Below are 12,799 nucleotides of genomic sequence, written 5' to 3'. Positions count from 1 at the left end.
CGCTCATCCGGTCACCGGCCGGTAGGCCTGGAGGCTCGACGCCCCGCCGGCGAGCATCGGCGTCGCGGTGGCACGCCATGCCCGCGTCGATGGGGTGAGCCCTTCGTCGACCAGCCGGGCCGTCTGCGCGTAGCCGCGCAGGCCGTGGGCCTGAAGCAGCGTGTGCGAGGCGTCGGGGACGTCCTCCTGCTCGCTGTGGCGGCGGTCGTGCGTCACGGTGGTCCGCGTGGGCGTGGCCGGGTTCCGGCGGCCGTCGAGCCCCGGCACCACGTCGCGCAGGTTCTCCAGGTGGAGCGCCTCGACCTGCGAGGGTAGCGTGAGCCGTCCCGTCGGCGCGCCCGCGGTGACCACGTGCGTGACGCGGTACGTGCTCGCGAGCTGAGCGGCGACCACCGTCGCGATGATGCCGCCCTGGCTGTGGCCCACGAGCATCACGGGCTCGTCGGCCCCGATCCCTTGCGCGCGCATGGCCTCCACCACCGCAACGGCCGCGTCGCTCGCGCCGCCGGTGACCGCCTGGAGGTTCGACTCGAGATCCGCGGGGTTGCCGTCGAGCACGCCCCAGTCCTGGGTCCCGGGGATGTAGACGATGTGACGCGCACCCACGGGGCCCTGCACGGTCTCGACCGCGACGCTGCCGTCGCCGAGCGACCCCAGCCACACGAGCCGGCCCATGAGCTCCTCGACGGTCGTCGGCGCCTCGACCGCGAGCGCGGCATCGGCCGCCTCCACCCCCCGCAGATCCGGCTCGAGGGCCTCGGCGGCACGGACCGCGGCCGCGAGCGCGCCCACGAGCGAGTCGTACGCGTCGCCCGGCGCCCCCATCGCGGCGCCGACGGTCGGCTCGTTCACCGTGCCCGTGGTGGGCATCCACGGCAGCGCCAGCGCCACGCCCGGCCAGCCGGCACCCACGAACGCGCGCAGACCCCGCCACGTGCGGCCCAGGTGGTCGCCGACCACGTCGAGCCCGTAGGTGAACGCGCTCACCCCGTGGTGGGCCGCGCGCTCCGCCTCGAGGTACGCGGCCACCGCGGCCGTGAGGCGGCCCGCGAGCGTGCGCAGCGCATCGGCCTCCCGTGCGCACCCGACCGCCGCCGCCTGGATGCCGAGAGCGGGTCGCGCTCCCGCCATGGCGAGCTGCGCCGCGACCCCGAGGGCGCGCGCCGCGCGCTCGAGCGCCTCGGCGGCGTCCACGAGCCCGCCGGCGGCGATCTCCAGGTCGCCGATCACGGCGCGCGTCCCGCCGTGTCCGCCGTGGCTCCACGCAGGCTCGCTCACGGCGGCGCCCACGGCGCGGCGGCATGCGAGGCGCGCACCGCATCGGTCAGCACGGTCAGGCGCGCGGCGGCCTCGGTGAGCCGGTCCCGGTACGCATCGCTCTCCGTGCCCTGCCATCGTGCCCGCCGCGCGGCGATGAGACGCGCATGCGCCGCCTCGAGCTCGTGCCCTGCCTGCGCGACCAGCGCGGTGACCTCATCCATGCGGCGACGCTAGGGCGACGCCGCTCACGGACGCCCGGACGATGCGCCGGCTGGGGATCGCGCGGCGCGTCCCGGGTCTGGGGACGGCGCCCCGGGGACGCGCGTCGCCGTGCGTGGAAGAATGTGCGGCGTGAACTCCTGGACCTCCCTCGCCGCCCTCGAGCCCGCTATCGCCCTCGGTCCCCTGGACGGCCGCTACCGCGGCGCCGTCGCGGGCCTGGTCGACCACCTGTCGGAGCCCGCGCTCAACCGCATGCGTCTCCACGTCGAGGTCGAGTGGTTCATCCACCTGTGCGCCTCCGACGCCGTGCCCGGCGCCCGCCCGCTCACCTCCGAGGAGATCACGCTCCTCCGCGCGATCCCCGCGGACTTCGACGCCGCCGGCATCGCCGAGCACGCCGACATCGAGCGCATCACGGTCCACGACGTCAAGGCCGTCGAGTACTACATCAAGCGCCGCATCAAGGGGACGTCGCTCGACCCCCTGCGCGAGCTGGTCCACTTCGCGTGCACCTCCGAGGACATCAACAACCTCTCCTACGCGCTCATGGTGCAGGGCGCCGTGCGCGACGTGTGGCTGCCTGCCGCATCGTCCCTGGTCTCCCAGGTCGCCGACCTGGCGCGGGACACCAAGGCCGTGCCGATGCTGTCACGCACGCACGGCCAGACCGCCACGCCCACCACGCTGGGCAAGGAGTTCGCGGTGCTCGCGCACCGCCTGGGTCGCCAGCTGCGCCGCGTCGAGGCGCAGGAGTACCTGGGCAAGATCAACGGCGCGACCGGCACGTTCGGCGCGCACACCGCCGCGGTGCCCGGCACGGACTGGATCGTGGTGTCGCGCACCTTCGTCGAGGGGCTGGGGCTCACCTGGAACCCGCTCACCACGCAGATCGAGTCGCACGACTGGCAGGCCGAGCTGTACGCCGACGTCGCGCGCTTCGGCCGGATCCTCCACAACCTGGCGACCGACGTGTGGACCTACGTCTCGCTCGGCTACTTCGCGCAGGCGACCACCAAGGGCTCGATCGGGTCCTCGGCCATGCCGCACAAGATCAACCCGATCCGCTTCGAGAACGCCGAGGCGAACCTCGAGATCTCGGCCGCGCTGTTCGACACGCTCGGCGCGACGCTGGTGACCTCGCGCCTCCAGCGCGACCTCACGGACTCGAGCTCGCAGCGCAACATCGGCGTCGCCTTCGGCCACTCGATGCTCGCGATCGACAACGTGCGGCGCGGCCTCGGCACGCTGTCCGTGAACGAGGGTGCGCTCGCCGCGGACCTCGACGCCTCGTGGGAGGTGCTCGCGGAGCCGATCCAGTCGGCGATGCGCGCCGCCGCCGTCGCGGGCGTGGCCGGCATGGAGGACCCGTACGAGCGCCTCAAGGAGCTCACGCGGGGTCAGCAGATCGACGCCGACGCGATCTGGGCCTTCGTGGGCGGTCTCGGGCTGCCGTCCGAGACGGCCGAGCGCCTCGCGAACCTCACCCCGGGCACGTACGTGGGCCTCGCGGAGAAGCTGGTCGACGGCTACCTCGCCTGACCCCGGGAGTTCGCTCCGCACGGTTTCAGATCCGACACCCCGGGGATCCGGGCACGATGCGTGGGTTGCGCCCGCGTGTCGCGCGTCAGACCGTGCGGAGCGAACTCTCCACGATCACGGGGTCGCCTACCTCGATCCGGCCCGGCCCTACCACCTCGAGGTAGATCGCCGCGCACGCGTCGCGGCGCTCGCCCAACGGCTTGAGCCACCGCGTCGCGGATTCGACGCCGTTCTGCGGGAGGTCGATCACGCGGCAGCGCTCGTTGCGCTTGGTCGCCCGCAGACGCACTCCGCCGACGGCCACCTCGCGACCCAGCCACGTCTCCTCGACGAACGGCTCCTCGGTCTCCACCACCAGGTTCACCCGCAGCCGCCGCGGGTCCGCGTCGGCGCCGAGCTCGGCGCGGCACCAGTCGAGGGTCGCGGTGCCCACCAGCGACACCGGCTGCGCGTCGAAGAAGGTGCGCTCGCCCGGGACCTCGGCGACCACCCGCAACGGTGCGCCCGCGACGCGGCTCAGCTCGGCGTCGAGCCCCGGCGACCCTGCCTCCCACTCGCCGCCGCCGCCCGTGACCACCACCGCATCGTCCACCCGGCGCGCGGCGAACGCGAGGACCGCCTCCCGGGGGCGCCACCGGCTGCCCCGCTTGCCCGCCGCGAACAGCCCGTCGGGGTCCACGACCGCGAGCGCGCGATCCCCCGCGAGGCCGCGCGCATCCACCTCCACCGCGGACAGCCGCTCGCCCCCCAGGGCCTTCACGGGGTACCGGTGCAGGGAGACGATGCGCATGGCGCCAGCGTAGGACGGGAACCCCCGCTCGTTAGAGTGGCGTGACGATGGACACCGCCGCTCCCCCCACGCAGTCCCCGGCCCCCGCGCTCACCCTGCCGAGCAGGCGGCGCATGCGCGCCGAGGTGTGGATCGTGCTCGGCCTGTCGCTCGGCCAGACGGCGATCTACGCGGCGATCCGGCTCGTCGAGCGCTACCTCGAGGACACCCCCATCGCGGGGCAGACCACCACGCTCAACCCCAGCCGGTCCGCGATCGACTGGATCGACCTCATCCGCCAGGTGCTGAGCATCGGCTTCGCGCTCGTGCCGGTCGCCCTGGCGCTGTACCTGCTGAGCCAGCACGGCGCATCGTCCCGCGTGCGGCTGGGGCTGGTCGGCCCCGCGCGGCGCTGGTGGGGCGACGTGGGCTGGGGGGCGATCCTCGCGGCCTCGATCGGGCTGCCCGGGCTCGCGCTGTACGCGATCTCGCGCGCGCTCGGGCAGACGGTCAAGGTCGACACGTCGGGGCTGCCGGACATGTGGTGGTCGGCCACCATCCTGCTGCTGTCGGCCGCGGCGGCGGGCGTGCTCGAGGAGTTCGTGGTGGTCGGCTTCGTGCTCACGCGGCTGCGCGATCTGGGGCGCTCGCCGTGGACCGCGATCGTGCTCGCGGCACTGCTGCGGGGCGCGTACCACCTCTACCAGGGCTGGCCGATGGCGCTCGGGAACGTGGTGATGGGCCTGGTGTTCGGCTGGGTGTACGTGCGCCGCGGGCGGCTCGCGCCCCTGGTGCTCGCGCACTGGACGCTCGACGCGGTCGCGTTTATCGGGCCCGAGGTGGTGCCCCATGAGTGGCTCGTATCGCTGGGCGTGGTGTAGGTCCGCGGCGGGGTCCACCGCCACCCGTAGACTCGCCGCATGGCCGCCGAGGTGAACGAGACGAGCGTGGACGCGCCCGCCGTGCGCATCGTCGACGAGCCGGAGACGCGGGTCCGCCGCTTCACCGATGTCATCGCCATGCTGGCGACCGTGCTCGGCATCGCAGGCGTGCTGCTCGTGGGCGAGTTCCTTATCGGCACCACCGAGGGCCTCACGCAGGACATCGCCTCGATCTCCCCGATCCTCCAGCGCCTCCTGGTCGCGCCCGTGAACCTCTTCACCGCGATCCTCGCCGTCATCATCCCGGCGATCATGATCATCGACCTCCTCATCCGCCGCGAGCCGCGCCGCCTCATCGAGGCCCTCGCCGCGGGGGTGCTCGGGGTGATCCTCACCCTCATCGCGGCGCTGCTGCTGCTCAACTTCGCGAGCGACGAGCTGGCCTCGAGCCTCACCCCAAGGACCTACGACACCCTGCAGCTGCCGGCGTACGTCACCGCGATCTCGGGCCTGCTCACCGCGGCCGGCCGGCGCTCGGCGCGACGCAGCCTCGGGCTGTCGTGGAACATCCTGTGGCTCGGGCTCGCGATCGCTGTCATCTTCGGTGTGGTCACCATCCCCGCCGCGCTGCTCACGGTGCTGCTGGGCCGGATCGCCGGCCTGGTGCTGCGCTACTGGCTCGGGTCGACCGCGGACCGCGCGTACGGCGACGCCCTGGTCGAGGGCCTCACACGCGCGGGCTTCCATCCGAGGTCGATCGTGCGCGCGGACCTCGAGCACGACGAGGACCACCCCGAGCTCGACGCGGTGACCGATGCGCTCGCGCGGACGCGCCAGGGTCGCGTCTACGCCATGACCACCGTCGAGAACCACCACCTGCTGGTGGTCGCGATGGACGGCGACCAGCAGGCCGCCGGCTTCGTCGCCAAGCTGTGGTCGTCGCTGCGCCTGCGCGGCATCGACACCCGTGCCGACGTCTCGCTGCGCCAGACGGCCGAGGCCACCGCGCTCGTCTCGCATGCCGCGCGCGTCGCCGGGGTCCGCACGGGACGCGTGCTCGGCATGGGCCAGATCCGCGACACGATGCTGCTGGTCTACCAGCGCCCGCCGGCGTCCCGTCCGCTCTCGGACGTCCCAGTCGAGGAGATCTCGGACGCCCTGCTCGACGCCGTGTGGACCGAGGTGGCGCGCGCGCACGGCGCCGGCATCTCGCATCGTCACCTCGACGCCGACACCATCCTCGTCGGCGGCGACGCGGAGGGCGACGAGCCCACGGTGTGGCTCACCTCGTGGGAGCTGGGCGAGGCCGCGACGAGCGCCATCGCGCAGCGCATCGACGTCGCGCAGGTGCTCGCGATCACCGCCGCGCTCGTCGGCGCGGACCGCGCGGTCGACTCGGCCTTCCGGTCGCTGGGCGCGACACACGTCGAGCAGGCGGCGCCGGTGCTGCAGACAGTGGTGCTGCCGCCGAGCACGCGCGCCGCGGTCAAGAGCAGCCCTCACGAGAAGGTGCTCGAGGCGGTGCGCGAGGAGATCCTCACCCGCTCGCCCGACGCCGAGGTGGGCAGCGAGAACATCACCCGCTTCGGCTGGCGCACCGTCGTCACGATCATGCTCGGCCTGGTCATCGCTTTCGTGGTGCTGAGCTTCAACACGCAGGACTTCCTCGACGCGGTCAAGCAGGCGAACGGCTGGTGGATGGTCGTGGGCTTCGTGTGGGCGCTGCTCACCTTCGTGGGCGCCGCGCTTGCGCTGGCCGCCTTCAGCCCGGTCAAGCTGCCCTTCATGCGGGTGCTGCTCACGCAGGTCGCCGCCGCCTTCGTGTCGATCGCGGTGCCCGCGGGCGTGGGACCGGCGGCGCTCAATCTGCGCCTGCTCACCAAGCGCAAGGTCGCGACGCCGCTCGCCGTCGCGACGGTCGCGTTGGTTCAGGTGAGCTCCGTGGTGGTGACCGTGCTCGGCCTCGTGGCCCTCACGCTCGCCTCGGGCTCGAACGGCGCGCTCGCCGCGCTGCCGTCGACCGCCGTGGTGGTCTCCTTCGCGGTGGTGGCGCTCGCGCTCGGCGCGACCCTGCTGCTGCCGAAGGTGCGCGCGTGGGCCGCCCAGCGCATCATGCCCACGCTGCGCCAGACGTGGCCCCGCCTCACGCAGGTGCTGGGCCAGCCGTGGAGGCTTGCGCTCGGGCTCGCGGGCAACCTGCTCCTCACCGTCGGATTCGTCGGCGCGTTCCAGTCCTCGCTGCTCGCGTTCGGTTGGGACATGGCCGTCATCGACGTCGCGGTGCTGTTCTTCGTGTCGAACGCCGTCGGCGCGGCCGTGCCCACCCCGGGCGGCCTGGGCGCGGTCGAGGCCGCGCTCACCGCCGGCCTGCTCTCGGCGGGCGTGCCGTACTCGATCGCGCTGCCCGCGGTGCTGGTCTACCGCCTGCTGACGTACTGGTTGCGCATCCCGCTCGGATACGTCGCGATGAAGTACCTCGAGCGCAAGGGCGAGCTGTAGCGCCCGCTGATCCTTCGGCGTAGCCCGGTCGGGCGCTGACGCCTCCAGGCCATGACCGCGCCGCGCCGACCCCAGGCCGTGAGGGCCCGGGACCGGCACGGCGGCCTGACGCCCCTCAGCCGAGGTGCTGCTCGAAGAACGCCATGGTGCGCGTTCGCGCATCCGCAGCCGCGTCAGGCACGAGCGGGCTCGGCAGCCCAGGCATGAACTCCTCGAGGTCGAAGGCATGCCCGGCGCCCTCGTACCGGACCACCTCCGACTCGGCCGAAGCCTGGACCAGAGCCCGCTCGATCGCGTCCAGCTCACCTTCGGCAAGGAGGAAGTCGTCGGCTCCGAACAGCCCGATCCACGGCGTGCTGAGATCCCCAAGACGGTCGCCCAGCGCCCGAAGCCCCGGATGCTCGCCGTACGCCGGCTCGATGATGCCGTTCGCGTAGTAGCTGGCTGCCGCGGCCACCGAGCCCTCGAGCGCGGCGACCAGCGCCGCACGCCCTCCGAAGGAGAATCCCAGGACTCCGACTCGGGCTCCGTCGATCCCGAGATCCCTCAAGAAGTCGACCGCGCCGGCGATATCGGCTCCCGTGGACTCGTCACCGGGCATGGCGAGCGCGAACTCCTCGATGCTCGGGAAGCCGAGCGGATCGACCAGCTCCGCGCCGCGCCTGTGGTGAAGCATGGGAGCCACAGCCGCATAGCCGTGCGCCGCCAGCCGCTCCAACCACTCGGCGATCTGCGGGGTGTACCCCGGCGCCTGGTGGAGCACCACCACGCCCCCACGCGGGGTTCCGCCGGCACGTGCGATCCTCAACGGCACGCCGTTGTGTTCGCCGATCTCGATGGTCATGCGTCGCCTCCCGTCGTGGCCTGTGGCCGGTTCACTCGGTACCGGGGATCGGGCCGAACGTGGGACCCATCCAGATGTAGTTCGGAGGAGCGCCCAGGAGGTCCCACCCCACGTTGACCATGTGCGAGTCGTCCACGATGAAGTGCTGGACCCCCGCAAGCGCGTCGCGGATCGCGCGCTGGGTGTCGCCGGCGCGCAAGGTGACGCCTCCTCCGCGGCGGTACGCCCACTCCGCGATCTCACGGCAGACATCGTGGGCGTGGATGTTCGCGCCCATGAGCATCGAGGTCTGCGCTCGGGAGAGTCCGCACCCGTCGCGCAGGGTGTCGTCGATGTCCGCGAGCACCTCGGTGACGAGTGCCCGTGCGGCGCGGGCCTTCATCTCCTGCTGGGCGTACTCGGTGCGGAACCGATCGTTGTCCGCCTGGCGTCGAGCGCCCGGTCGCGTCGGGGGCCTGCTCGCGTTCGCGGCCGCGTCGTCGAGGATCCGGCGGGTGATCCCGGTTGCGAAGCCCAGGTGCATGAGGGGGATGAGCAGACCCACGCCTCCGAGCGCCTCATCGCCGCCGAGGATGGGCGCGCCGAGCACCACCGCCTCATGCTCGGCCGGGACGAAGACGTCGGTGAACGTGAAGTCCACGCTTCCGGTTCCACGCAGCCCGATCGTGTCCCAGCCGCCGCCGTAGGAGATCGCCGCGGTCGGGATCGCGAACATCGCGGGAGGGCCCTCGACCGGCTCGTCGTCGACGACCTTCCTGGCCGGCGTGAAGATGAAACGGGTGTGCTTGGAGCCGCTCGCGTACCGGTACGACCCGGTGAGCCTCCAGCCTCCGTCCACGGCGACCGCCGTCGCCGCACCGTTGCTGACCGCACCGAAGAGCGGCTCGCCCGAGTCGATGATGGCGCGCGCCGGCTCGTACTCGAGGTAGTCGATCATGTGGCCGCCGGCGGCGAAGATCGTGTTGACCCAGCCGATCGACCCGTCGATCTGCGCGACGCGGTCGAGGATCGGGAGCGCCTCCCCCGGGAAGAGGCCCAGGCCCCCGAGCTCCTGCGGGAGGAAGACCCGCGTCACACCGGTATCGACGAGCAGCTCGATCGCGCGGTCGGTGAGCCTCTGCGCCTCCTCGGTCGCGGCGGCCTCGGCCTTGAGCTCGTCGGCGACCGATTCGAGCTTGCGCATGATGGCGGCGACGGTCCCCGTGTTGTCGAGGTGCTGCGTGGGTTCTGTGGTCAGCGTCATTGCTGAAGCCCTTCTCTCGATGCCCCGATCGGCTCCGGTGCCGATAAGGGTGAGACTGCACAGCCTAGCCGTGTCAGTTCACAACCGAGTATTGACATATCAGACGGCGCGGTCAAGACCTTGCCTCGGCGAGGCTTGGCGACCGTCGGCGGCGCGCTCGCGCGGTCGACGCCTCAGAACTGGAAGTCGACCGAGTGGCTGGCGAGGGACGTCGACGTCAACAGCCACTCCGTCACGCGGGCTCGAGACTCACGGATGAACGCCAACGCGAGCTTCTCCGCCTCGTCGGGCGTCGCCGACAGGGCGGTCGACATGCCGAGCACCTGCATGGCGCTCAGGGTCTCCGACTTCCACACGAGCGTGAAGATCCGCTGCATGTCCCCCGCGAGCCGGCGATAGAGGTCGGCCAGCAGCACGTTGTCGGCCGCCGCGACCACGACCGCCCACGTCCGCGTGGCGTAGGCGACGATCTCGTCCCCTCCCGAATGCGGGCCAGGGACCTTCATGGCCGCGATCTCCGCGCGATGCTCGTCGCTCATCCGCGTGACCGCGAGCCTCAGGATCGGCGGACCCAGGATCTCCCACGCCTCGAAGAACTGGATGATCCCCCTCAGCGTGATCGGCGCCACCTGATAGCCGACCCTGGGGATCGCCGTCAGGAGATTGTCGGCGGTCAGTCGGACCAGGGCGCCCCGCACAGCCGAGAGGCCCAGTTCGTACTGCGCCGCGAGAGACCGCTCCGTCACCTGCGACCCGGGGGCGAGCGTGCACTCGAGGATCTCGCGACGGAGCAGGTCGTAGGCGCGATCGACGAGCGACGTGGTCGACGGTCGATCGTTCATCCGCCCAGCGTAGGGCAGGCAGCCGCCTTGCCCGCGTTCCGTCGCAGCGCCACGCCGCACGCTCCGGCGCGCGAGCGCAGGCCACCTCTGGCGCCGGACGCCAGAGCCGCAGCGGTTGGTGAAATTTCATTCCGCTCTATTGACATCTCAGAATGTCGCTGTCTAGGTTCAGTGCCTACGAGGTGTCAGCGCGGACCGACCTCGCTCCCCAGTCGTCACGAGCGGCTCTGGCGAGCGGTGCACGCCGGACCCCGGGCGGGCTGCATCAGCCGTTCGCCACGGAGCGAGCAAGGGAGCGGGACATGGCAGAGTACGACGGCCGCTGGCACATCGAGGCGATGACGCCCATGGGCAAGCAGACCTCCGTGCTGGATCTCGAGGTGCAGGGCTCCACGGCGACCGGCACGCTCGCCGGACCGGATGGCGAGGCCTCCGAGATCCTCGATGCGAAGGTGGACGGCTCGAAGGTCGAGTTCGGGGTTCAGACCGTCAAGCCCATGGCGATGAGGATCCACCTGGCCCTCGAGTTCGACGGCGACGCCGTGACCGGGAAGGTGAAGGCTGGCATCTTCCCTCCCGCCCGCGCCGCCGGATGGCGTGTCGTCGACTGACGAGGGCTCCTCAGCTCGACGACACCACACGAGGGGGTGCACCGCGGCGGCGGGGCACCCCCTCGTCGCTGTCAACGGTAGACGGGGCCCTCGTACACGCGGGCGCCCACGATCATGCCGTCGCGGAACGTGTAGGCGCCGAGCCCGGCGTGCGGCGGCCGCCGCCAGCTGGTGAACTCGACCAGGTACTCGCCGGCCGCCCCCGTGACGGTGGTGAACTCGAGAGGGACCCCGCCCTTGTCGCCGGAGAAGGCCGCGACGAACACGTCGCGCCCGACGACGCCGATCGGCGAGTGGAACTCGGCCTCCGGATGGACGACCGCCTCGAGCAGCGCGCGATCCCCCCTGGTCACCGCGGTGAAGTAGCGGTGCAGCTCGTCCGGCCACTCGAACTCTGTCGGTGCGAGCACAGGACGGCGGGGATCTGTCAGCCCGAAGTGCGCCTTGTTGTAGTAGACCCGGGTCAGGAGCTCCGGGCCGCTCTTGTCCCAGACGAACGCCACGGGGACCTCGCCGGGCTCGCCATCGCTGCGGCGGAACGTGTACTCCCAGACGTCCCTCTCGTCGGTCTCCATCACACCGATGCGTTCGATCGATCCCCAGCCGCGATCGGGCCAGACGAGCGATCCGGCCTCGAAGGCGCCGGGATCGCACCAGCCCACGGTCGGATCGTCGATCCGGCTCTGCGTGCGGAGACGGGCGGCAAGGCTCTCACGGGTGAGATCGGCATCGTGGAGCATACGTGACGCACCAGGGGCCGGCTCCGGCGCGGAGATGATCGGGACCGCGGGGCTCGCGTCGGCGCTCATGCGAGCCTCGACACGTCTCCGAGGACGTGCCACTCGCGGTTGTGATAGACCAGCGGCGACGCCTCGTCGCATCCGTCCTGCCACGACTCGATCACGTGCACGACGAAGAGGGTCGCGGCGCCCGCATCCTCCTTCTTCACGACGCGCCCCCGGAGGCGCCTCCGGGGCGCGACGTAGTACGGCTCACCCGTGGGAAGCACGGCCCACCGCTCGGCGTCGGCGAACCGATCCACCCCGCTGGTGGCACCGAGCACCGCGATGTCGTGGCTCTCGGCGTCGATCAGGTGGATCACCAGGGTCTCGGCCTCGAGAAACGTCGGCGTGCTCGACGACATCGCCGACGCCGAGAACACGAGAAGCGGCGGCGCGACGCTGATGGAGAACAAGGACGAGGCGGTCATCGCGACCGGACCGCTCCCCGCGTCCGCGGTGATCACCGCGACTCCGGACGGATGGTCACGGAACAGGGCCTTGAGGGCATCGGGGCTGACACCTGCCTCGCCGCCGAGCGCGACCTGGTCGATGGCCGATGTCGACGGTCCGGTCGACGGTCGAGATTCTCTGATTTGCGTCATCACATGCGCCTTTGCATCGTCGGTGCGACCTCGTTGTCGCCTTGCTGCAATGCCAGAGTATCTGGTTGACCTTTCAGTGACTAGTCCCTGACCGCTTGCGCCCGCCGAGGCGCGATGGCAGCGCGGCCGGGGCCGTCTTCGCCGTCCGTGCGCGGCAGCGGACGCCGCGCCACCGCACGCCGCGCGCTAACCCAGGTCGACGTAGGCGATGCGGAGCAACAGATCCCGCAGGACCTGCGCTTCCGCCTCGGACAGCGCGGCGTGCGCGTCACGCTCGGCAGACTCCACGGCCCGCCTCGCTGCGGCGAGCAACGAGGCTCCCTCTGCGGTCGCCTCGACGATCCGGGTGCGCCTGTCGCTCGGAACGGCCCTGCGGCGGACGAGGCCGCGGGCCTCGAGGTCGTCGACCAGCGCGACGATCTGGCTCGGATCGAGACGGAGCTGTGCGGCGAGCTCTCGTTGCGTCGGCCCGCACTCGGCCGCGAGCGTCAGCACCGAGTAGGACCTCACCTTGAGACCCAGGTCGCCGAGCGCACGGTTGGCCACCGCCGCCGCCACCGCTCCCGCGCGCGCGAGGAGGAAGCTCGCGTCCGAGTCGAGCGCGCTGCGTCCGATCCCGGCTCGCATGCGGTCGACATCCATGGCGCAAGCCTAGCAAGCGTCGCGAGATCTTCAATCATTGACGTTCTCAACGATATGTGCTGG

At 71.7% G+C, this 12,799-nt stretch carries 13 protein-coding genes; 4 read left to right on the top strand and 9 right to left on the bottom strand.

The window, feature by feature from the left end:
- Nucleotides 1-3: 3 nt before the first annotated feature.
- A complete protein-coding gene (locus AOM09_RS00880) occupies nucleotides 4-1,278 on the bottom strand; it encodes a lipase family protein (protein WP_156162164.1) in 1,275 nt (424 codons plus the stop codon).
- On the bottom strand, nucleotides 1,275-1,481 hold the full coding sequence (locus AOM09_RS00875) for a hypothetical protein (RefSeq protein WP_062382959.1): 207 nt from the start codon (nucleotides 1,479-1,481) through the stop codon (nucleotides 1,275-1,277). The genes AOM09_RS00880 and AOM09_RS00875 overlap by 4 nt, the downstream gene beginning before the upstream one ends.
- A 121-nt stretch (nucleotides 1,482-1,602) precedes the next feature.
- Here AOM09_RS00875 and purB point away from each other — a divergent pair, with 121 nt between their 5' ends.
- Nucleotides 1,603-3,021 carry an adenylosuccinate lyase gene (gene purB / locus AOM09_RS00870; protein ID WP_062382956.1) on the top strand — a complete coding sequence of 473 codons (1,419 nt, stop codon included), beginning with the start codon at nucleotides 1,603-1,605 and terminating at the stop codon, nucleotides 3,019-3,021.
- A gap of 85 nt (nucleotides 3,022-3,106) precedes the next feature.
- Here the strand turns inward: purB and AOM09_RS00865 are convergent, their stop codons facing one another.
- Entirely contained in the window at nucleotides 3,107-3,811 is a 705-nt protein-coding gene (locus AOM09_RS00865; protein ID WP_062382953.1) for an MOSC domain-containing protein, read from the bottom strand.
- Between the two features lie 47 nt (nucleotides 3,812-3,858).
- Here AOM09_RS00865 and AOM09_RS00860 point away from each other — a divergent pair, with 47 nt between their 5' ends.
- Nucleotides 3,859-4,671 (top strand): CPBP family intramembrane glutamic endopeptidase, encoded by an 813-nt coding sequence (locus tag AOM09_RS00860; RefSeq protein ID WP_062382950.1) that lies wholly within the window; start codon nucleotides 3,859-3,861, stop codon nucleotides 4,669-4,671.
- Nucleotides 4,672-4,710: 39 nt separating this feature from the next.
- A complete protein-coding gene (locus AOM09_RS00855; RefSeq protein ID WP_062382947.1) occupies nucleotides 4,711-7,170 on the top strand; it encodes a lysylphosphatidylglycerol synthase transmembrane domain-containing protein in 2,460 nt (819 codons plus the stop codon).
- A 115-nt stretch (nucleotides 7,171-7,285) separates the two neighbouring features.
- On the opposite strand, the gene AOM09_RS00850 is transcribed toward AOM09_RS00855, so the two are convergent.
- The 3 genes from AOM09_RS00850 to AOM09_RS00840 all read right to left on the bottom strand — a co-directional run bounded on the left by AOM09_RS00850 (nucleotide 7,286) and on the right by AOM09_RS00840 (nucleotide 10,099).
- On the bottom strand, nucleotides 7,286-8,014 hold the full coding sequence (locus tag AOM09_RS00850; protein WP_062382945.1) for a dienelactone hydrolase family protein: 729 nt from the start codon (nucleotides 8,012-8,014) through the stop codon (nucleotides 7,286-7,288).
- 31 nt (nucleotides 8,015-8,045) lie between these two features.
- The gene (locus AOM09_RS00845; RefSeq protein WP_062382943.1) at nucleotides 8,046-9,257 is read right to left on the bottom strand and encodes an acyl-CoA dehydrogenase family protein; all 1,212 of its coding nucleotides are present in this window, start codon (nucleotides 9,255-9,257) and stop codon (nucleotides 8,046-8,048) included.
- A 173-nt stretch (nucleotides 9,258-9,430) separates the two neighbouring features.
- Nucleotides 9,431-10,099, bottom strand: a complete 669-nt coding sequence (locus AOM09_RS00840) for a GntR family transcriptional regulator (RefSeq protein WP_062382941.1) — start codon at nucleotides 10,097-10,099, stop codon at nucleotides 9,431-9,433.
- A gap of 302 nt (nucleotides 10,100-10,401) precedes the next feature.
- Here AOM09_RS00840 and AOM09_RS00835 point away from each other — a divergent pair, with 302 nt between their 5' ends.
- The gene (locus AOM09_RS00835; RefSeq protein WP_062382937.1) at nucleotides 10,402-10,710 is read left to right on the top strand and encodes a hypothetical protein; all 309 of its coding nucleotides are present in this window, start codon (nucleotides 10,402-10,404) and stop codon (nucleotides 10,708-10,710) included.
- Nucleotides 10,711-10,781: 71 nt separating this feature from the next.
- Here AOM09_RS00835 and AOM09_RS00830 read toward each other — a convergent pair whose 3' ends face one another.
- The 3 genes from AOM09_RS00830 to AOM09_RS00820 all read right to left on the bottom strand — a co-directional run bounded on the left by AOM09_RS00830 (nucleotide 10,782) and on the right by AOM09_RS00820 (nucleotide 12,736).
- Nucleotides 10,782-11,519 (bottom strand): nuclear transport factor 2 family protein, encoded by a 738-nt coding sequence (locus AOM09_RS00830; protein WP_062382934.1) that lies wholly within the window; start codon nucleotides 11,517-11,519, stop codon nucleotides 10,782-10,784.
- The gene (locus tag AOM09_RS00825; protein WP_082098698.1) at nucleotides 11,516-12,094 is read right to left on the bottom strand and encodes a flavin reductase family protein; all 579 of its coding nucleotides are present in this window, start codon (nucleotides 12,092-12,094) and stop codon (nucleotides 11,516-11,518) included. The genes AOM09_RS00830 and AOM09_RS00825 overlap by 4 nt, the downstream gene beginning before the upstream one ends.
- A gap of 186 nt (nucleotides 12,095-12,280) precedes the next feature.
- The gene (locus tag AOM09_RS00820; RefSeq protein WP_228375016.1) at nucleotides 12,281-12,736 is read right to left on the bottom strand and encodes a MarR family winged helix-turn-helix transcriptional regulator; all 456 of its coding nucleotides are present in this window, start codon (nucleotides 12,734-12,736) and stop codon (nucleotides 12,281-12,283) included.
- Nucleotides 12,737-12,799: the final 63 nt, after the last annotated feature.

The sequence above is a fragment of the Demequina iriomotensis genome (genome assembly GCF_000971395.1).
GTDB classification, from domain to species: domain Bacteria; phylum Actinomycetota; class Actinomycetes; order Actinomycetales; family Demequinaceae; genus Demequina; species Demequina iriomotensis.
This window is presented reverse-complemented; position numbering and strand designations above follow the sequence as displayed.